The 20,628-nt window shown below is 51.4% G+C and carries 21 protein-coding genes; 16 read left to right on the top strand and 5 right to left on the bottom strand.

The window, feature by feature from the left end:
• Positions 1-156: 156 nt before the first annotated feature.
• The 5 genes from A3842_RS21930 (at position 157) to A3842_RS21910 (ending at position 5,572) form a co-directional block, all read left to right on the top strand.
• Positions 157-1,773, top strand: a complete 1,617-nt coding sequence (locus A3842_RS21930) for a phospholipase D-like domain-containing protein (protein WP_074102738.1) — start codon at positions 157-159, stop codon at positions 1,771-1,773.
• 63 nt (positions 1,774-1,836) lie between these two features.
• On the top strand, positions 1,837-2,214 hold the full coding sequence (locus A3842_RS21925) for a hypothetical protein (protein WP_074102737.1): 378 nt from the start codon (positions 1,837-1,839) through the stop codon (positions 2,212-2,214).
• 105 nt (positions 2,215-2,319) lie between these two features.
• A complete protein-coding gene (locus A3842_RS21920) occupies positions 2,320-2,646 on the top strand; it encodes an ArsR/SmtB family transcription factor (RefSeq protein ID WP_062522366.1) in 327 nt (108 codons plus the stop codon).
• Positions 2,647-2,752: 106 nt separating this feature from the next.
• A complete protein-coding gene (locus tag A3842_RS21915) occupies positions 2,753-4,528 on the top strand; it encodes a SulP family inorganic anion transporter (RefSeq protein ID WP_074102736.1) in 1,776 nt (591 codons plus the stop codon).
• Positions 4,529-4,882: 354 nt separating this feature from the next.
• On the top strand, positions 4,883-5,572 hold the full coding sequence (locus A3842_RS21910) for a DUF1361 domain-containing protein (protein ID WP_074086789.1): 690 nt from the start codon (positions 4,883-4,885) through the stop codon (positions 5,570-5,572).
• On the opposite strand, the gene A3842_RS21905 is transcribed toward A3842_RS21910, so the two are convergent.
• Positions 5,560-5,892: an MGMT family protein gene (locus A3842_RS21905; RefSeq protein WP_074102735.1), complete on the bottom strand. Its 333-nt coding sequence runs from the start codon at positions 5,890-5,892 to the stop codon at positions 5,560-5,562. The two genes, A3842_RS21910 and A3842_RS21905, sit on opposite strands and share 13 nt — an antisense overlap.
• A 200-nt stretch (positions 5,893-6,092) precedes the next feature.
• Between A3842_RS21905 and A3842_RS21900 the strand changes: the two genes are divergently transcribed.
• From A3842_RS21900 to A3842_RS21865, 8 genes are all read left to right on the top strand, one after another.
• Positions 6,093-7,643 (top strand): spore germination protein, encoded by a 1,551-nt coding sequence (locus A3842_RS21900; RefSeq protein ID WP_218618694.1) that lies wholly within the window; start codon positions 6,093-6,095, stop codon positions 7,641-7,643.
• Positions 7,640-8,794, top strand: coding sequence for a Ger(x)C family spore germination protein (locus tag A3842_RS21895; protein ID WP_074086791.1), 1,155 nt, complete (start codon positions 7,640-7,642; stop codon positions 8,792-8,794). The genes A3842_RS21900 and A3842_RS21895 overlap by 4 nt, the downstream gene beginning before the upstream one ends.
• Positions 8,795-8,799: 5 nt before the next feature.
• Entirely contained in the window at positions 8,800-9,003 is a 204-nt protein-coding gene (locus A3842_RS32650; RefSeq protein ID WP_074086792.1) for a hypothetical protein, read from the top strand.
• Positions 9,004-9,031: 28 nt separating this feature from the next.
• The gene (locus A3842_RS21885) at positions 9,032-10,138 is read left to right on the top strand and encodes a GerAB/ArcD/ProY family transporter (RefSeq protein WP_074102734.1); all 1,107 of its coding nucleotides are present in this window, start codon (positions 9,032-9,034) and stop codon (positions 10,136-10,138) included.
• A gap of 120 nt (positions 10,139-10,258) precedes the next feature.
• The gene (locus tag A3842_RS21880) at positions 10,259-10,885 is read left to right on the top strand and encodes a hypothetical protein (RefSeq protein WP_074086794.1); all 627 of its coding nucleotides are present in this window, start codon (positions 10,259-10,261) and stop codon (positions 10,883-10,885) included.
• Between the two features lie 29 nt (positions 10,886-10,914).
• A complete protein-coding gene (locus A3842_RS21875; protein ID WP_074086795.1) occupies positions 10,915-11,211 on the top strand; it encodes an antibiotic biosynthesis monooxygenase family protein in 297 nt (98 codons plus the stop codon).
• Positions 11,212-11,226: 15 nt separating this feature from the next.
• Entirely contained in the window at positions 11,227-12,048 is an 822-nt protein-coding gene (locus A3842_RS21870; protein ID WP_074102733.1) for a phosphotransferase family protein, read from the top strand.
• Positions 12,049-12,063: 15 nt separating this feature from the next.
• Complete coding sequence (locus tag A3842_RS21865; protein ID WP_074102732.1) at positions 12,064-12,609, top strand: DUF1697 domain-containing protein; 546 nt, start codon at positions 12,064-12,066, stop codon at positions 12,607-12,609.
• 35 nt (positions 12,610-12,644) lie between these two features.
• Here A3842_RS21865 and A3842_RS21860 read toward each other — a convergent pair whose 3' ends face one another.
• Positions 12,645-13,361, bottom strand: a complete 717-nt coding sequence (locus A3842_RS21860; RefSeq protein ID WP_256701807.1) for an AAA family ATPase — start codon at positions 13,359-13,361, stop codon at positions 12,645-12,647.
• A 357-nt stretch (positions 13,362-13,718) separates the two neighbouring features.
• On the opposite strand from A3842_RS21860, the gene A3842_RS21855 reads away from it, so the two are divergent.
• From A3842_RS21855 to A3842_RS32645, 3 genes are all read left to right on the top strand, one after another.
• Positions 13,719-15,869, top strand: a complete 2,151-nt coding sequence (locus A3842_RS21855; RefSeq protein ID WP_074102730.1) for a glycosyltransferase family 39 protein — start codon at positions 13,719-13,721, stop codon at positions 15,867-15,869.
• Between the two features lie 97 nt (positions 15,870-15,966).
• Positions 15,967-16,950: a glycosyltransferase family 2 protein gene (locus tag A3842_RS21850; protein ID WP_074102729.1), complete on the top strand. Its 984-nt coding sequence runs from the start codon at positions 15,967-15,969 to the stop codon at positions 16,948-16,950.
• A complete protein-coding gene (locus tag A3842_RS32645; RefSeq protein ID WP_178382388.1) occupies positions 16,951-17,127 on the top strand; it encodes a hypothetical protein in 177 nt (58 codons plus the stop codon).
• Positions 17,128-17,129: 2 nt separating this feature from the next.
• On the opposite strand, the gene A3842_RS21845 is transcribed toward A3842_RS32645, so the two are convergent.
• From A3842_RS21845 to A3842_RS21835, 3 genes are all read right to left on the bottom strand, one after another.
• Positions 17,130-17,696 carry an FAD-dependent oxidoreductase gene (locus A3842_RS21845; RefSeq protein ID WP_074102728.1) on the bottom strand — a complete coding sequence of 189 codons (567 nt, stop codon included), beginning with the start codon at positions 17,694-17,696 and terminating at the stop codon, positions 17,130-17,132.
• A 201-nt stretch (positions 17,697-17,897) separates the two neighbouring features.
• Positions 17,898-19,529: a sensor histidine kinase gene (locus tag A3842_RS21840; protein ID WP_074102727.1), complete on the bottom strand. Its 1,632-nt coding sequence runs from the start codon at positions 19,527-19,529 to the stop codon at positions 17,898-17,900.
• A complete protein-coding gene (locus A3842_RS21835) occupies positions 19,526-20,212 on the bottom strand; it encodes a response regulator transcription factor (protein WP_074086803.1) in 687 nt (228 codons plus the stop codon). The genes A3842_RS21840 and A3842_RS21835 overlap by 4 nt, the downstream gene beginning before the upstream one ends.
• Positions 20,213-20,628 lie beyond the last annotated feature (416 nt).

Below are 20,628 nucleotides of genomic sequence, written 5' to 3'. Positions count from 1 at the left end.
CTATACCGATAGAATCGGGTGGTGAGGAAATAACACGTACGGTACGTTTATTGACGGGCGATCCGGGGTATCTAACCTTAGCCTGATTCGACCTGTCATTTGTTCGCTGGCCCTGAACTGATAGGATCCCCCTTAAGACGGATGGAGGACTTGCCAATGAAGAATATACATATTAATGCCAGAATCTCCTTCGGAGAATGGGATCAAGAGCTTCAGCAGGATGTTATCGATTTTGTGAATTATTATATTTCGGGCGGATCCCTGAGGGCGGTTGCTGACCCGTCCGAACGGGTTTCGTCATTGATTGCCGCAGCTCTGGAAGGAGGCGCTGCCCGCGCATACCGGCAGGAAATTGGTGGCGTAATCACAGAGTTAAGGCAGCTCACTGAATTGCCGGGTTTCAGTACGGAGCTGCTTGAACAGCTTGCCGCTGAGGTCAGCCGGCTGGATTCGGGTAAGCTCCGGGCACTGGCTCCGCGGACTACCCGTAATAACCAGGTCGACGCCTATGTGAACGGCCCGCAGTGTCTGGAAATGCTTCTTGAGGAAATCGCCAAGGCCCGGCGTTATATTCATCTGTCCGTCATGCTGTTTTTTAATGATGATTCAGGCAACCGGATTGCGGCAGCGCTGCTGCATGCATTGGATCGCGGGGTTCAGGTCCGGCTGATGGTGAATTACACTGTCACTGCCCTGGGGTATGGACATAACCTGGCGGTCGGAAGGTTCTCGGAAATCTCGGACCGGCTGGAGCAGGCGGGAGCGAAGCTACAGGATACCTTCCACTCCTACTATTCTGCTATGGAGTGGAGTAGGAGACGGGCTGAATTGAAGGCTCAGGGTATACCTGAGCGCATCCTGTTCCTGCAGGATAAAGTGCAGGAGGACGTTGAGCTGACGGGGCTGAATGTGATTGACCACCGCAAATTCATGATTATCGACGGGATCACCTCTATCGTGGGCAGTCTGAATATTGGAGATCAATATACGTTTGCCACACCGATTGAAGCCTCTGCCTCGGTACAGGTGGATGGGCGCCCGATGGGCGTTCCAGTCCGTGAGGAGGAGTGGCATGACGGCTGTTTTCGTATCCGGGGAGCAGCAGCGCTGCCGCTGAATGCCGTGTTCCAGTCCAGATGGCTTCTGCTCGGAGGGGATTTCTATGATCCGGAGGATGCATTGTATCGTTCTGAAGGCAATACAGATTTCGGCTCAGAGGAATGTACGCTGTTTGTGAGTTTTCCCGGAAATCCGGTCAATCTGATGCAGCAGTATTATCTGGATCTGATCACGTATGCTGCCGATGAGACGGTCATTGTGAACCCGTATCTGATTGACCATGCTTTCTGGGACCGGCTGAGCGGGCTCGGACCGGAGCGCTCCTGCCATCTTACGATCTGCAATCCGCTGGAGGTCAATGACCATCCAACCAACCGTGCAGCCGTGCGCAGCAATATGTATGTCCCTTTTTGCAATGGGGTGTCTTTTTATGACTACAGTGCCACAGAACGCTTTTCCCATTGGAAAATCACCTATGACCACAGGTCGCACGCGGTGTTCCACGGCTCATATAATATCAACGAAAGAAGCGCCTGCCACGATTTCGAGCTGGGGCTGTTGGTGAAGGGAGAGGCCTTTGCAGCAAAAGTAAAAGCTATGATAGACTATGACCTCAGCGTATCACGCAAAATCACTGATAAGAGGGAATTCTTCAAGCACCCGTGGATGCACCCCAGCACTTATGTGAATACAGCAACCCGGAATTATACCTGATCGCGCAGCGGACCGGATGTCATGTATAATATGCAGTAAATCCTAGCAAATGGAGCCATTGCGATGAATATCAAAATACAGAAGACAGGCCTGAAGAAGGACGAGGTGTTTTTTGAAGCGGATGCCGGAGAGGGTAGAGGAATCTGGTGCGGAGCTCAGGTGAAGCCGGGGGACCTTGCTGAGGTAGAATTCGAACTCCCGGTACTGCTTATGCGCTGGGTGGACATCATTCCGGCAGGCGGAGGGGAGCACAGCATCCGTTTGGAAGGCGATATTGTGGTGCTTACCGGGGTGCTGGACAATATCGAGGAGGATGGAACCGGCTGTCTGCAGCTGGACGGAGAGCTAATCATGTTCGAAAGCCTTGGCGAGCCGATGGCGCTGGGCAGCCTGGTGGAAGTCAGGACCCGGGAGATCCGGTTGTATCCGATCTTTCTGTGAATAAGGCATTCGTCTATCAAATTAACCCATTGGCATAGCCACTCTTGGCTAAATAGGCTAAGATAAATAGTATTCAAGAAGTAAGCTATGAGGAGCAGAGGTTCAATGAACAGCGATATTCAGCAATTCAAGACAGAATTTTTTAAGGCGCTGGCTCATCCGATGCGGATTCGTATCCTGGAGCTGCTGAGCGAAGGCGAGAAGAATGTGAACGAGCTGCAGGCCATTCTCGGGTCCGAAGGGTCTGCCGTGTCCCAGCAGCTTGCCGTGCTCCGCGCCAAGAATGTAGTAGCCAGTGTAAAAGAAGGCACGACGGTGATTTACTCCCTGCGGGATCCCCTGATCAAAGACCTTCTGGCCGTAGCTAAGCAGATATTCGATAATCATCTGGTGAACGCAATCTCCCTTTTGGAAGGGATCCGCAGCGAATAACCCGGGGCCTCCCGGGGCGGATTACCCGTTGACAAGCGAGGCTTGCAGGAGTAATGTTGCTCTTATATTCAAATAATCAGATATTTAGAGAAAAGAAGGTTAAAGGATGACAGGGTGGGGCCGTTTCAAAGGCTATAATATTGCTTCGCTGCGTAAGGATCTCATTTCAGGGGTTATCGTAGGCGTCATTGCCATTCCTCTGGGGATGGCATTTGCTATTGCTTCGGGTGTGAAGCCTGAGTACGGAATTTATACAACCATAGTCGCAGGGATTATAATTTCTTTGTTTGGCGGTTCAAAGTTTCAGATCGGCGGACCTACGGGTGCGTTTATTCCTATTTTATTCGCCATTGCCATGCAGTATGGCTATGAAAACCTGCTGCTTGCCGGAATGATGGCCGGGATCATTCTTGTCCTCATGGGTCTGCTCCGACTGGGGGTGCTGATTAAGTTTATCCCCAAGCCTGTAACGATCGGATTCACCGCAGGGATTGCCGTTATTATCTTCACGGGGCAGATCGCGAACTTTCTGGGCCTGAAGGATATGAAGCGGCATGAGAGCTTCGTGGACAACATGAAGGAGATTGGCCTGCATATCTCTACGATTAACCTGTACAGTATTCTGACGGCGGCCATTTGTCTGGCTGTGCTTATACTGGGGATGCGTTTTGCACCCAAAGTGCCAGGGGCACTGGTCGGACTGCTCTGTGCAACCCTCATAGCTGCACTGTTTTTCAGCGGCAAGGTGACTACGATTGGTTCTGCCTACGGGGACATTCCGAATACACTGCCGAGCTTCCACTTCCCGGTCATTACCTGGGAACGGATTAGGCTGCTGCTGCGACCTGCCTTTGTCATCGCTATGCTCGGAGCGATAGAGTCTCTGTTGTCCGCCGTGGTGGCAGACGGCATGTCAGGCAGCCGTCATAACAGTAACCGCGAGCTGATCGGACAGGGGGTTGCCAATATTGCTGCCCCTCTGTTTGGCGGGATTCCGGCTACCGGTGCAATTGCCCGGACCGCTACCAATATCAAGAGCGGAGCCGCTTCCCCCTTGTCTGGTGTGATCCACGGTGTAGTGGTATTTCTTATTCTGCTGCTGTTTGCACCTTATGCATCGAGTATTCCGCTAGCCGCGATGGCACCGATCCTGATGGTCGTAGCCTGGAATATGAGCGAACGCAAGGAATTCATTCATTTGCTTAAACTGAAGACCGGAGATTCGCTGGTGCTGTTCATTACGTTTCTGTTGACCGTCTTTGCCGATTTAACCGTGGCGGTGGAGGTTGGACTGGTGCTCGCTGTAGTCTTGTTCGTTAAACGGATGGGCGAGGTGCATCTGGTGTCCAAGGTGCTGCCTGATCCGGACTCAGTGAAGGTTGAAGCACATATGGTCACGGACAGCCATGACTGTCCGCAGATCGGTATTTATAATGTGGAAGGGCCGCTGTTCTTCGGAGCTGCCTACCGGTTCGAGAATACGATGCCTGGCTTCGGCCCAGATAAGCCAAAGGTTATTCTGCTGCGGATGGGCAAGGTGCCGTTTATCGACACCACCGGTGAAGCCAATCTGGCAGGGCTGGTGAAGAAGCTGCATGAGGATGGCGGCCGCCTGATGATCTCAGGCATTCAATCTCAGCCGCTCGAGCTGCTTAAGAAGACCGGGCTGTATGACAAGATCGGAGCAACGCAGTTCTATGAGCATACCGGAGAGGCAATCAATGATGCGCTTAAGGTCATTAACTATAATAAGTGTCTGGGCTGCCGTCATGCTGCCTTCAGGGAATGCGCAGCCTTTGCCGGACTGGATGAAACGTCTGGCCGCAGTGCCTTCAAAGGGCGTGTGCCAGCTGTAGCACGTAAGCTGAGCGGTGAATTGTAGCCGCTGAGCAGTATGCTCGGATAATTTTTGGCATCAGCGGCAGGCTGTGGCAGAGAAGCCTTAGCTTCATTCTATAGCCTTCAAAAGCAGCGCTTCTCCCTTCACCTGGAGAAGCGCTGCTTTGCGTTAGTGCTCATTTTCCGCTTGCTCTAACTGGTCATAGGCTAGTAAAGGTAGTGACCATTTGAATCCGCCACCCGCGTGGAAAGAGCCGAAACAAAGGTATTTCTGCCTTTGAATCCGCTACCCGGAACAGGCTTATGGCCACTCCGATTTGTACAAGACATAGAAAAATTTGTACAATTACCAATAGAGGGTTTATGAAATTCATTGGGATAAGGAGAGTACCCGGACATGAAGGAATTGAATTATATCAAGGTATTTCTGCTGTTGGCAGGATTGTCCCTTGTCACACTGGCGGTCTACGGTGTAGTGTCTCAACGGACAGATACGTTCTACGAGTTTCTAATCTGGAATCTGTTTCTGGCCTGGCTCCCATTCGTGTTCTCCATGGCCGCCCATGAACTGGACAAAAGAAAAATCGGGGGATTGCTGGTGCTTCCGCTCGGCATCGCCTGGCTGCTGTTTTTTCCGAACGCGCCATATATTATGACCGATCTGGTGCACTTAACGATCCGCAAGAATTTGTATTTTGTCGGTGGAACGATCCAGAGCCGCTACTGGTATGATCTGATTACACTGCTGCTGTTCACCTGGAGCGGCTGGCTGACCGGTTTCTTCTCCCTGTACCAGTTCCAGGCCGTGATATACCGGAAAAGCAACCTGCTGCTCTCCTGGATTTTCGTGGTGTTTGCCTGCGCGCTCGGGGGGTATGGCGTACTGCTCGGACGGGTGTACCGGCTGAACAGCTGGGATGTGCTCACCGACCGGCATCAGCTGTACCAGCTCGTTGTCGACAGCCTGAACAGGCAGTCGGTCTTTTTCAGTGTATTCATTGCGTGTGTGCTACTGGCTATTTATGCAACGATGTACTGCCTGCTGAATGTGCTGGGCAAAGGAAGTAACCGGCCTTATTCCAGTTGAAGCTCATCCTCAGACTTCGGATGATACTGGTAGCGCTGAAGATCGATCGCTCCCTTTGCGTCAAAAACGATGCCTTCTCCCAGCAGATATAGCCGCTGCAGAGAGCTGGACTCATCGTCCGTAAGGGCAATTTCCCCTTTGACATTGACCACTCTGTGCCAGGGCAGCTTGTATGTGCGGCTCATGGAGTGGAGGATGCGGACGACCTGTCTGGCCCCTCTCGGGCTTCCGGCAGCCCTGGCAATGCCCCCATAGGTCATGACATAACCTTCGGGAATCGAGCGGGTGACGGCGATAACCTTTTGCGTGAATGGTGTCATGGCTGGAACTCCTTTTGTACAAACAGTAGTGTGGATTTACTTGAATTATATCAGAAGAACCAGGCCCGTGATGCTCCCAAGGAGTACTGCGGGCTTTGCTTTTGGAGCACACTATTTCCTGCACAGTATAATTATGTGGAATAGGAGAACCAGAGTCGGGGGATAATCAGATCAAAACAATTGTGACAGGAGTGACTGCTGTGAAGAACACAGATGCTGCCCTGGGAAACAGACAGGACGCCTCCAAAATATCGTCTTCCCAGCCGCTTAGTCCCTCGCTGGACGACAATGTGGCTCTGTTCCGGCGGATATTCAGCAATGACGGGACGCTTCGGGTGCGGGTGATTGAGAATAACTATGGAACGCTGTTACGCTGCGGCCTGATCTATGTGGATGGAATGACTGACCAGGATCTTATACAGAATGGTATTACGAAGCCTGTAATGACTTATCCATTCAAGGAAGAAGACCATGGGAATCCGGCGAAGCTGATGGAGAAGATCCGCATGGAGATCATAAACATCAGTGACATTATGGTTTCGACGGAGCTGGATGAACTAGTAGGAGCTGTTGTAGGAGGAAAGACGGTATTTCTCTTGGACGGTTATGCCGGGGCGCTGAATATTAATGCCCAAGGCTGGCAGACTCGTGCAATAGAAGAGCCTACGACGGAAAAGGCAGTCCGGGGTCCAAGAGAAGGTTTTACGGAATCACTGATCGTTAATTTAACCCTGATCCGCCGCAGAGTCCAGAATTCCGATCTAAAGTTTGTCTTTAGTGACATTGGGACAAGGTCCAAGACGCAGACCTGCATCTGCTATTTGGAGAGCCTGGCTTCACCCGATATTCTGGCAGAACTGCAGGGAAGGCTTGCACAGATAGAAATTGACCATATCCTGGATACCGGTTATCTGGCTGAACTGATCCGTGACGAGCCCTACTCCCCATTCGAGATGATGGGCAGCACGGAACGACCGGATACGGCTGTAAGCAAGATTATGGAGGGCCGCATTGCCTTGATGATTGAAGGCAGCCCCTTTGCCTTGACGCTGCCTTATGTTTTTGTGGAGAATTTCCAGGCCAGTGAAGATTACTACGTCAACTATTATTTTGCCTCCTTCAACCGGTTCTTAAGAGTCATTGGAGCCTTCATGTCCATTAGTATTCCGGCAGTATATGTCGCTCTGGTTACCTACTCTCAAGAGATGGTCCCTACCAAGCTGTTGCTCAGCATTGCCGCTGCCAGGCTATCCGTTCCATTCCCAACCATTATCGAGGCATTAATTATGCTGACGATATTCGAAATTTTGCGTGAGGCGGGTGCCCGAATTCCAACCACCATTGGTCAGGCGGTAAGCATTGTGGGAGCGCTGGTGCTGGGGCAGGCGGCTGTAGATGCACGCATCGTGAGTGCGCCAATGGTCATAGTGGTAGGTCTTACCGGAATCACGACCTTGCTTAATCCAAGGCTTACCGGACCCATGATTATCGTGCGTTTGATTCTTTTGTTTGCAGCGTTTTTCCTTGGGATCTATGGATACTTCTTTGGACTGCTCGGTCTGGTGATTCATCTGATGAGTCTCCGCTCCTTCGGTGTTTCCTATATGCTGGGAGTGGGCTCTATCCGCCCGCAGGATATTAAGGATGCGGCGATCCGCGTGCCCTGGTGGGATATGTATCTTCGGCCGGCAATGATTGGTACGCGCAATATGAAGCGGAAGGCGTCCAGGAAGAAGGCGGGTAGCCGGTGAGACGAGCTCTGAGACTGTTGACGCTGCTGCTCTGCATGGCCCTGGTACTGTGTCTCTGCGGCTGCTGGAACTATACCGAGGTTGATGATATGTCCATTGTAGCCGGGGTGGCCATCGATAAGGATGCTGCTGACGGCAAGATCGAGTTGACGGCAGAGATCGTTGACATCAAGGGAGGGCTTAACCAGAATCAGGCCGGCTTCAAAATGCTCAGTCTTAAGGGGAAAACCATGTTTGAAATTGTCCGTAATATGATATCCCTAACCGGGAAAAAGCTGTTCTGGAGCCATGCCAAGGCGATCATCTTCAGCGAGGCGGTTGCCCGCGAAGGACTGATCAAGACAATGGATTGGTACAGCAGAGATACTGAAACCAGATCAGATGTGTTCATTTTTGTGTCCAGTGAGCCAACCGCGCGGGAAATTCTGAACCTGAACACATCCAAAAAAGCAATTCTGTCGTTTGAACTGGCACAAATGATGAGTGACGAGAAGTTTACCAGCACAGCGCCGACCGTGGAAATATGGGATTTCATCGACAAGCTGGAGACTTCGGGTAATCATGCAGTGGCACCTCTGATCTACGTTCATGAGCAGAACGGGAAGAAGAATGAACGTGTTAACGGCTGTGCTATTTTCTCAAAGGATAAAATGATAGGCAAGCTGAATGGGAAAGAGACCAAAAACATGCTGTTTGCCAAAGACGGCATCAAGGGAGGCGTATTGGCGGTGAATGACATACACGGGGTTCCCACCTATTCTTTGGAGATATTATCGAGCAGAACCAAGGTGAAGCCAAAGCTGGTCAACGGCAAGCTGAGCTTGCAGGTCCGAACAGTCACACGTACCGGCCTCGATGAAGTCATGACTACGAAAGACTTCTCGGGCAATGAGGGCATCAGTAGCATCGAGGAGCGCGCCAGCAAAGCCCTCCGGCAGGACATCGAGTCTGTCATACGGAAGTTGCAGCAGGAATACCATGCCGATATCTTTGGTTACGGGGAAATCATTCATGAACATCAGCCAAAGGTCTGGGCCAAGCTCCGTGACAACTGGGATAACGAATTCGTAAAACTGGATATTTCAGTAGACTCCAAGGTGATTATAGAGAACACTGCCAAAACCTCGCGCTCTATTAGGCTGGGAGATTAACAGATATGGTCATTTACCTGCTGCTGATCTATGCTATCATCGTGGTGATTGACCCTTACGGTCTGCTGAAACAAGGGAAGAAGCGGGATTTCTATGTGTGCTCGGCACTGTGCCTTGTGTCCTTCTCTCTGGCCTTTGCCCTGTCCATGCATTGGGACATCCCCAGCCCGTCTCCCACGATCATTTATATGGTTAAGAAGTTGTTCTAGGACCAGACTCTATAAGGGGGGAGGAAAGATGGGTAAGGAAAATATTCCGGCAGGCCAGGCTATAAGCATAGCGGTCCTCTTTATTATCGGCAGTTCTCTGTTTATGGGGGCTTCAGGACAGTCCGGCAACAGCAGCTGGATTGCTATCATTCTTGCCATGCTGCTGGCCCTTCCGCTTATGTTAATTTATGCCCGGCTACATGTGCTACTTCCTGGCAAGGATCTGTTCGACATGCTAATCCTTGTATTTGGAGCAGTAGCAGGAAGAGTGCTCTCCTGCTTGTATATCTGGTATGCGCTTCATCTGGGCTCGCTGGTACTGCGGAATTTTGGGGAGTTCGGCAAGTCGGTTCCTCTGACTTCAACACCTATGCTGGCCCCCATGCTGATCATTGGCCTGCTATGCGTGTGGGTAGTGAAGGGGGGGATAGAAGTACTGGGGAGGAGTTCCAAGTTCCTGCTGCTGTTTACCTTCGGGGTAATCGTTGTGGTGCAGCTGCTCTCCATCCCCAAGTTTCAATTTCATCATTTATTACCAGTTTTGGATAGTGGGTGGAAGCCTGTGTTTACAGATATGATGGGTTCCTTCACCTTTCCGTTTGCCGAAATTGTGGTGTTCCTGGGTGCTTTTCATGCGTTGCCTCAAAAGGGTTCGGCGGTCAGGATTCTGATCAGCGGCACGTTGATTGCCGGAGTTATTATTCTGTTAGTCACGATTCGCAACCTACTCGTATTGGGGCCGGATCTCTTATCCAGCCTATATTTCCCCTCGTATGTAGCGGTCAGCAGAATCAACATCGGTGATTTCCTGACCCGGATTGAAGGCTCGTCAGCTATTGTTTTTGTCACTACGCTGTTTGTGAAAGTGAGTCTCTGTCTCTATGCCGCCTGTAATGGTGTAGCCAAGGTGTTTAAGCTGAGCAGTTACCGTTCGGTAGTGCTTCAAATGGGCCTCATCATGGTCTATTTCGCGGATTTTATCTATAAAGATATTATGCAGATGGATTATTTTGCCCACCATATCTACAAGATTTATGCATTGCCGTTTCAGGTGGTGATTCCTGTGATCCTGTGGATTGCCGCTGAAATCCTGGGCCGGAAAAAAATCCGTAAGCAGAAAACTGCTCAGAATTAAGGGCAGGGTTGCTCCTGGTGCTTCCATGCTTACGCCATGTTCATTTATATTTCCATCCTTCACGGAAGATAGCTATAATGGGAGGCAGAGAGCTAATTTCTGGCGTAGGAGGAAGCACAGGTGAGTGTATCAAGTATCGTCATGTCCTCGCATTGGGGCAGAGAAGTCAGACATAAATATATTACACAGGAATCGAAGGTGCTCGCGGTAGTATTTCCGGGCAGGAACTACTCCGCTGAACGTTCACTGCTGGATTATGCCTCCAAGCTGGCCAGAGAGTATGGCTGCGATATCCTGTTGCTCGAATATGGCTATCAGAGCGCACGTGCAGAGCTCAAACGTGAGGAAATCGATATTGTAACTGAGGAATGCAAAGCGGCCGTAGCTTCACTTCCAGACTACGAACAGCTGCTCTTCATCAGCAAAAGCATGGGGAGCGTCATTGCCGGAAGAGTGGCGGCAGAGATGAACCTTCAGCAGAAAACCTCGCATTTATATATAACACCAGTTGCCGATTCAATGCCGCTGCTGAGACAAAGCCGGGGCAGCATCATCTACGGTGGCAGCGACCCGACCTTCACAGAGGAGCATGCCGCCGGGCTTAGCGGACAGAAGAATCTCCGGGTGTACCGGATTGACGATGCCAATCATGCGCTCGAAGTAGGCAGTGTCAATGAATCGCTGGCCGTGCTGCTCGTCATCATTAACTTTTATCACGAGTTTTTCCGGGATGCGCTCACAGGCTGAGAATAAATATGCAATAGGGGATGATTGTGATGATTCTGGAAGCTGCTATGCTTCATGTGAAGCCGGGGCTTACCAGCCAGTTCGAACAGAGCTTCAAGGCGGCGTCCGCACTGATTTCTTCCATAGAAGGTTATTTGGGCCATGAGCTGCAGCACTGTCTGGAGGATAATCATAAATATCTGCTGCTCGTGAAGTGGCGCAATCTTGAGGATCACACCATCTCATTCAGGGAATCCAGCCAATATCAGGAATGGAAAGCGCTGCTCCATCATTATTATAGCCCCTTCCCGGTAGTGGAGCATTTCAAGTCTGTTAATCTGGAATAAATTGGGGGAGACGGTATGCAGGGGAAGCGGATTGGGGAAGGAAGAACCGCAGAGGTCCGGGAATATGGAACAGGGAAGATTCTGAAGCTCTATCGTGAGGATATTCCTACGCACTACGTGGAGCACGAATATGAGATCAGTAAATATGTCTATGAGCATAACGTGCTCACCCCGCAGCCTATGGAGCTTGCTGCGCTTGAGGGGCGTATGGGCATTGTGTTTCAACAAATTCATGGACGCTCCATGCTTAGGCTGATCGGGGAGAAGCCGTGGAAGCTTGCCGAATATGCAAGACAAATGGCTGTGCTCCACCATAATCTTCATAAACTCCAGGGGGCAGAGGTTTTTGGGAAGCAGAAGGAGAACCTGAAGAGCAGTATTATCGCTGCACCCATGCTCGCCATGGAGGAGAAGACGGCCGTATTGGCCCAATTAGAGCAGCTGCCGGAGGGAGACCGGCTCTTGCACGGGGATTTCCATCCGGACAATGTACTGCTGGATGGGCAGGCATGGATTATCGACTGGATGACCGGGATATCCGGCGATCCGGCCGGGGATGCTGCGAGGTCTGTCATTATGCTCAGCATGGGGGCCTTGCCTCCGGGAGCATCATTCGCCACCAGGTTGATTACTGGTTTTATAAGAAAGAGGCTCACGAAAGGGTATATCAGAGAATACCTCAGGTTATCGGGTCTTACTTACGCCGAGGTGAACGCCTGGGTGCTGCCGGTAGCAGCAGCCCGGCTTACGGAAGGCATTCCGCTGGCGGAGAAAGAGCAGCTGGTCCGTGAAATCCGCAGACGGCTAAGATTAGCTCCCGCCGGTAAGGACATTTAGGAAGGAAGGTGCGCTATGAATACATATATTGCCCTGCTGCGCGGCATTAACGTGGGCGGCAACAAAATCATTAAAATGCAGGCTTTGAAGGCAATGTTCGAGTCGCTTGGATATGAACAGGTGCGCACATATATCCAGAGTGGAAATGTGGTTTTTGAAAGCGGGGAATCGGCAGGCGCTAAGCTTGAGGAAACGATCGGTGCGGCGATCCGGGACACCTTTGGTTTCGAGGTCTCTGTGATGATCCGTACGCTTGCGGAACTGGAGGCGGCTATTGCTGCCAACCCTTTTCTGAACCTGTCACAAGAAGATTATAAAAGGTTGTATGTTTCTTTTCTTAGTAAAGCTCCCTCGGAGGAGGCACTGGACAAGCTGACCCCCTACGCCGATGGCGCAGATAAGCTGCGCGTTGCCGGCAAAGAGATGTACACCCTGTATGAGGTAAGTGTAAGCCAGTCTCCGTTGTTCAAGGTTCCGCTCGACAAATGGCTGGGCACATCCATTACCGCACGGAATTGGAATACGGTGAATAAGCTGGCCGCAATCGGGCGGGGGGAATAGCAGGCTGGCATTGAAAGACGGTGCTGGACCTTCTCTCATTCAAACAATGGCTTATGCTTATTGAAAAATTGATAAAAAAACCGCACATTGTCCAGCTCAAACCATTCTGCTGTTTGAAGAGGCCTCGCATCCAGATTATATATTTTTGCATGCAACGTGCCTAGAACAAAAGGGGAATGAGTGGCAATAATAAATTGACTGTCAAAATATCGTGCCAGCTCATTTATTTGTTCTGCCATCCGTATTTGATTAGCAGGAGAAAGTGATGTTTCCGGCTCGTCCAATAAATACAATTGCCCAGGCAGCAGATATTCCTCGAAGAACTGCATGGACGTCTCCCCGTTGGAGTATTTTTCCTGGGAAAATTGAATGTCCTCCAGCTTCTTCCTAAACGCATACGTAGCTTCATATTCTGCCGCCTGAGCCTCGCTCATCCTTTTGTGCCTCTGTTCATTTATGATTCCCTCACGAAGCACGGAAGATTGCTGGATCTTCTTGATCTCATATAGAACATCCTCTGATTTCATATATCGGCTTCCTTTTGGAAGTTGCCTGATTTCACGTTCTTGCTCATCATACCCAAACTGATAGCTGCTCAAATCAAGGAAACGTTGCGCATAGTTAATATGTCCATAGCTTGTCATTCTTTCCGCCCCAGGAATGCCCAACTTGTTGGAGATTACATTGAGTAAAGTGGATTTTCCGCTCCCGTTATTGCCATATAGCACCGTAATCCGATCAAACAAAAGCACCTCTCCAGCCACGTGCTTAAATACATAATCAGGGTATATGTTGGGATTCCGATCTGTATAATCAGAAAGCTTAAAGCTTCTTAAATAAATCATTGCCGCACTCCCTTACCTAATTTCATGCTTCATCATTATCCAAATTCAATACTAGGCTTGATGCCCATTGTGGTAATTATATCCTCCCTGGGCCCAATACTGAACCCCACATTGTGGGGCTATTTCTCGTTCCGGTATTCAGCAAACATTCAGCCTGATTTCATTATCAGTTAAGGTAGGGGTGCCATAATACACCTAAGCAAAGCTGTACCGGGGGATAGAGCACTGCCGGAATAGTGTATCGATCGATGGGAGTGGAGAGAAATGAAATGGATAAAAAAGCTGGGTTCCGATGTCGTGCTGCTGGGTATTCTGCTGCTTGCAGCCTTTCTGTATGGCTATGGAATCTGGAATGATCAATACTCAAACACGTACTATACCACAGCAGTAGGAAGTATGCTTCAGAGCTTTCACAACTTTTTCTTTGCCTCGCTGGACTCGGCAGGCTCGGTAACGGTTGATAAGCCGCCTGTGACGTTCTGGATTCAGACACTCAGCGCGCTGATCTTCGGCCTGCACGGCTGGAGCGTGATCCTTCCGCAGGTGCTTAGCGGAATAGGTTCCGTATTGCTGGTATATTTGCTGGTGAAACCAACCTTTGGCCGCACGGCAGCTCGGCTCGCGGCACTGGCAATGGCAACTACACCCGTAGCTGCTGCTGTCAGCAGAACGAATAATATTGATGCCATGCTGGTATTTACGCTTTTGCTTGCAGCATGGTTTCTCTTCAAGGGTACTAAGCACAATAAATGGGGCAGTCTCCTCACAGCGTTTGCCTTGATCGGCGTAGGATTCAACGAGAAGATGCTGCAGGCATACATGGTGCTTCCGGCATTCTACCTCTTCTATGTTCTGGCTGCGAAGGTGAATTGGAAGAGGAAAACCGGAGTGCTCGCAGCCTGCACCGCAGTGCTGCTGGTGATTTCGCTATCCTGGGCGGTTATTGTGGATTCGATCCCGGCAAGCAAACGGCCTTACATGGGCAGCAGCGGGACGAACTCTGTGCTGAATCTGGCTTTTGGCTATAACGGGGTGTCGCGCTTGACCGGTGACCGCAGTACCGGAGGCGGCGGTGGCGGCTTTCCTGGCGGCGGAATGTTCGGCGGAGGCGAAATGCCTTCATGGAATGGCGGGGAGATGCCGCCCATGAACGGAGCCGCCGCCCAGGGCAGTCAAGGAATGATGAATGGTACAGACGGTCAGGCACAGGGACAGCCACCTGGAGGTACAGGAGGCGAACAGACTGACGGAGGCTCGAATGGCCGAGGCCAGGCTGCAGATGACGGCGGGATGCCGGGAGGCAGAATGGACGGCCGAGGCCAGTTTGATTTCGGGCAAAGCGGCCGTGGCGGGATGAATGGCGGGGCAGGAGGAATGTTCAACACAGGTACTGCCGGTCCGCTCCGCTTGTTCCAATCGGCGTTGTCCGGCCAGGCCAGCTGGCTGTTGCCTTTCCTGCTATTCGGCTGCATCGGAATCTTTGCCAGCCTGCGCAGACGGAACTTCACATGGCGGCATACAGAAGCATTGTTCTGGCTGGCCTGGCTGGTGCCGGCTATGGGATTCTTCAGCATCGCCGGATTTTTTCACCAATATTACCTGATTATGATGGCTCCGCCGATTGTGGCACTGGCCGGAGCAGGCTGGCTGCAGCTGTGGACCTATTACAAAGAACGTTCAACCTGGCTGTCCTGGCTGCTTCCAGTGGCGACGCTCGCTACAACTGTCTTTCAGTGGTACATTATGCATCCTTATGACGATAAGATCGGAAGCGGCTGGTCCATAGGTGTTCTGGCAGGGGGGATCGCTGTCACTGTTCTGCTGCTCGCATTGCGGGTATGGAAAGGGCAGAAGAAGCCTTTCGTACATGCTGCAGCGGTGATGGGTTTACTGGTGCTGCTGGTCGGACCTATCTACTGGGCACTGACACCTATCACTTACGGAGCAAACAGCATGACTCCGGCGGCTGGACCGGACAGCAGCAGCGGTTTTGGCGGCATGGGTGGTAAAGGAGGAACAGGCGGATTGGGTGGCAGAAATGGCACAGCGGGAGTCAACGACAATCTGCTGACCTATTTGAAAGAGCATAATACCGGTGAGAAGTATCTGTTCGCGGCAATGGATTATGGAACTGCAGGCCCTTATATTATCGATAAAAATGAATCGGTCGTTATTCTAAACGGGTTCAACAACTCGGATGTGCCGTATACCACCGATACACTGAAGGCGCTTGTGGCGAGTGGTAAAGTGAAATATTTCCTTGTCACTACCAGAGGCATGGGCGGCGGTCGCGGGGGCAGCTCTGAAATTACCAACTGGATTACAGAGCATGGAACGGTAGTTCCAACAGCAGAATGGCAGGGAACAGAGACAGGTAATAACGGCGGAACCTTGTACGAAGTGAGTGTTCAGTAGGACGGGGTTTACCAGGCTGTATAGTAAGCGCGCTTGACTTGATTTTTTGGCAAAAGCGCGCTTCATGATTAGAAATGAAATTAAGGAGGAGCTGCTCATGAGTACGCACGTGCGCTATTCCATAATCATACCGATGTACAACGAAGAGGCGGTTATTCAGGAAACCTACCGGCGGATAAAAAAGGTAATGGAAACGACAGGAGAGGCTTACGAGCTGCTGTTCGTCAATGACGGAAGCACGGATAATTGTGCGCAGATGATTGAGGAATACAGCTATTGGGATGAGAGCGTGAAGCTGATTGATTTCTCCCGCAACTTTGGTCATCAGATTGCCATTACCGCGGGTATGGATTATGCGCTGGGGGATGCGGTAGTCATCATCGACGCTGATCTGCAGGACCCGCCGGAGCTGATTCTGGATATGATCCGGGAATGGAACAACGGCTATGAGGTTGTATATGCCAAGCGGGTGAAGCGCAACGGGGAGTCTCTGTTTAAAAAGTGGACAGCAAGCCTCTTTTACCGGGTGCTGCGGTATTCCACGGACATCTCTATCCCGGTGGACACCGGCGATTTCCGGCTGATCGACCGCAAGGTATGCGAGGAACTGAAACGGCTGCCGGAGAAAAACCGCTTCGTTCGCGGACTGGTCAGCTGGGTCGGCTTCCGGCAGAAGGCTATCGAATATGAGCGTGATGAACGGCTGGCAGGTGAAACGAAATACCCGCTGAAGCGCATGATCAAGCTGTCACTGGATGGGATCACCTCCTTTTCCTACAAGCCGCTGAAGCTGGCGGGCTATCTGGGAGGGTTGCTGTCGGCTGCCGGATTTCTGTACCTTATGTATGTGCTGTACCTGGCACTGTTTACGGACGCAGCCGTTAAGGGCTGGGCATCGATGATCGGCATTACCTTGACATTCAACGGATTTGTACTGATTATGCTGGGTATTCTGGGTGAGTATGTGGGCCGGATCTATGACGAAACGAAGAGACGCCCGCTCTATATTGTCCAGGACTTTTACAGCGGCAAGCAGCAGCAAGGTGCAGTCGAGCAAAGGGTGGCGCAGCTTCATAAATAGTTGGGATGGTGCAAAGGTCTTGTCCGTCCGGCAGGTTCCCGGTGCAGGGGCAAATGGCCGGGTTCGCTGACGGCAAGGCTGAATCCAGTGGATAGAGAACCGACGTCCAAAAAGGCCAGCCGGATGTATCTCTGGCTGGCCTTAACTGGCCTGAAGCTCTTTCGTGCCGAACAGTAAGTTTAAGCCTTCAGCAGATCATGGTCCACATATCTTGCACCGTTCAGTTCACTGATAATATTAATAGCAACCTTCGCGCCGTCTCCGGCAGTAATAATGGCATGAACGCTTACTCCCGCTACCGTACCGGCAGCCCAAATACCTTCGACATTGGTTTTGCCTTCAGCATTCACGGCTACAACGGTCTTGATTCTTGGCTCTGTGCCGTCCTTCGTGTCTACACCGGCTTTGGCGGCCAGATCCGTCAGCACACCCGTTGCCAGGATTACGTGCTTCGCTTCATAGGTAGCGCCGCTCTCACTCTCAATGACAAAGCCCTCGTCGGTTGTAGTGAGGTTCACCGCTTGGTCTGCTACTAATTCCGCACCGAATTTCACAGCCTGCTTATGACCGGTTTCCACGAGTTCGGGCCCGCCAATTTCAGCAATCCCATAATAATTCTCATACCAGCCTCTGCGCGTCATGCCTTTATCGTTGTCGATTAACAGCGTTTTTTTGCCCGCTTTGGCGGCGAACAGGGCTGCACTTGCACCGGCAGGGCCGGCCCCGATGATGGCGATTTCGTACATAACATAACCTCCTAAAAGTTTTGTGAGCCTACACATCATTCGAACTGCTTCGTACAAAACTCACTTCGGAAGCATAGGCCTTAAGTTTTGTGAGCCTACACATCATCCGAACTGCTTCGTACAAAACTCACTTCGGAAGCATAGGCCTTAAGTTTTGTGAGCGTCTCACTTACTATTATAACGTTAATGATTCTTCATTAGCTAATCTGTGAAGCATGGAAGGGTAACCTTGAAGGAGGTTCCTTCACCGGGGCGGCTGTCGATACGGATGTCGCCGTGATGTGCATCCACAATGGATTTGGTTATGGAGAGTCCGAGTCCGGAGCCGCCGTATTTACGGGTGCGTGAAGAATCACTTCGGTAGAATCTTTCAAATACATGGGGAATATGCTCTGCCGCGATCCCGGAGCCATTATCCCTCACGGTCAGTTCGGCTTCCGTACCCCGGGCAACCAGGCCAACATGTATAATTCCCTCTTCAGCATCGGTATGTTGTACCGCATTGTGGAATAGATTAAGAATCACTTGCTTCAGCTTGTCGGGATCATACATGCCGCAGATGCCGCGAGGGATCTCGAAGGTAACCCTGCGGTCTCCGGCAAGCATGAGGAGCTGCGGCTGCATCTCGGTGATCACATCTCCCAGCATCATTTTTTTGATGTTAAGCTGCGGCGCTCCGTCCATGCGGGCCAGGAGGAGCAGATCCTCTACCAGCTTATTGATCCGTTTCGATTCTCCGTGCATGCTTCTTAGCGCATTCATGAGCTGTTCCTTGTTATCTGCAGCTCCTCGCAGCAGCACCTCCAGAAATCCATGGATGGACGTTAGCGGGGTCCTAAGCTCGTGGGAGGCATCAGCGGCAAAACGCCGCATTTGCTCTTTGGCTTCACGCTCACCTTGAAAAGAAATCTCCAGCCGCTCCAGCATTCCGTTGAATGAGCGGGACAGCTTGTCGATCTCTGTCTGTCCCTGGTTGACGGGGAACCGCTCGCTCAAATTGCCTGCATCGATAATCTGTGCGGCTTCCCCCATGTTGGATAAGGGAACTAGCGTTTTGCGCAGGGCTGGCAGGTACAGGAGAAGCCCAGCCAGCAGGGCTGCAACCGACAAGGCTGCAAAAATCAGGAGCTGCTGCATGATCACATCCTTCAGCGGGCCTGTGCTGACACTCATCTGCAGCAGCATCCGGGACTCCTGGGGTTTGCCTAGATTCATGAATACGGCCAGATGCTCACTGCCGTCCGGTGCGGTAATGAGCCGGTAGCTGCCGGTAGCCTTGTCGGTGGTGTGCTTCAGCAAGTTATTGTACTCCGCATCGGATAATCTGGGAGCAGAGGAATCAGACAGGGTCTCCTCCTGGAAATCCTTGAACCCTCCGCTCGTGCTGTAAATCGCGAGGGTCGTATGGGCGTCCAGCAGAAGCGGACGCCGGTTGGCAGCGTTACGCATATTGCCGGGGATGAAAGTGCCGCTGCCTTCAGGGACTCCAATACCGCCAGTACTGCCGTTTACAGGCGGCAGCCCGGGAGCTGGCGTACCAGTGCTGCCACTGATACCGCTGCCTGGTTCTCCGCTGCTTGTCCCGGATCCCTTCTCACCGTTGTTATTGAAAGCCAGCGAGTTGAAAAAAATCTCACGCGGCACGGAACGGATCTGGGTTTCCATGGATTCCGCCCGGTTGGTGTAGATGAAATCACGCATAAGTACATACTGAAGCACACCGATTAAGAGCAGCAGGGCGGAGAGAATCAGCAGTGAAATGATCAGCAGCTGCTTGCGCAAGGAGCGCGGCGCGGGGAGCCTGCCGAATAGGCCCTTGGCACGGGCAATCATACCAGATCCACCCGATAACCCGCACCGCGAAGCGTGCGTATGATCCGGTGTTCTTTGTCGCCCAGTTTCTCGCGGAGGGAACGGATGTAGACCTCTACGATATTCTCCTCACCGCCGAAATCATAGCCCCATACCTTATCGAGAATCATCGGTTTGCTCAGCACCAGACCATGATTGATGACCAGGTATTGCAGCAGCTCGTATTCGGTAGGGGACAGCTCCAGTACCTCGTCCTTGTGGCGGATTTCCTTGCGCCGGCCATCGATCCGGAATGGTCCGCAGCGCACTTCGCCGAGCAGTCCCGGGAACTGGTTCCGCAGACGTGCCTGAATCCGGGCCAGCAGCTCTTCGAAGCTGAACGGCTTGACCATATAATCGTCAGCCCCAATGGACAGACCCTTAACACGGTCATCCACTTCATCTTTGGCTGTAAGCATGATTACCGCAAGCTCTGATTCCTCCGAACGGAGATAGCGGCAGAGCTCGAATCCGTCCATCCCCGGCATCATCACATCCAGAATGGCCACATGGGGCTTGAATTCCGCAGCAACCGCAATGGCACTAACCCCGTCCGGAGCGGTTCTTACTTCAAAGCCCTCATTGTTCAGGCCCAGCTCCAGGAACTGGAGAATATGAGGCTCATCATCCACGAGCAGCAATCGTACACCTTGGGCAGCCTTCATGCATTGTTCCTCCACATCGGTAATCGTTAGCTACATTATGACATATCAGAATGAAAGTTTGCTGAAGATGGAAACATTAAATTAGGAAAGGATTCGAAAATAGTCTTTCAGGGTTAATCATAATGGTTAATCTAATTATACGGAGATATTAATGCTATTAATAAGAAGTTTAGTCAGAATATAAATAGTTTTTGAACGGGACGATAAAGGGTTTTGACGGCGGCTATAGAACACTTTACAATAAGGATACCACCCGGCCTAAAGAGTCTTTCCGTGGCCGGAAATAAGTCCCAATTCTATGTGTTTTCCCCGTTTCTGACCTTATCTTATTCCTTTGAAGCACGTCTCTTTCGCTACACTTCTTTCTGGAGTTTCTATTTCTGCACTGGGTTAAATCTACGCTGTACTATTCATCA

It is taken from the genome of Paenibacillus sp. P3E, assembly GCF_001909045.1.
Classification (GTDB): Bacteria; Bacillota; Bacilli; order Paenibacillales; family Paenibacillaceae; genus Paenibacillus_AQ; species Paenibacillus_AQ helianthi.
Note: the sequence above shows the minus strand (reverse complement) of the source record. Positions and strands in the feature narration are given on the sequence as shown.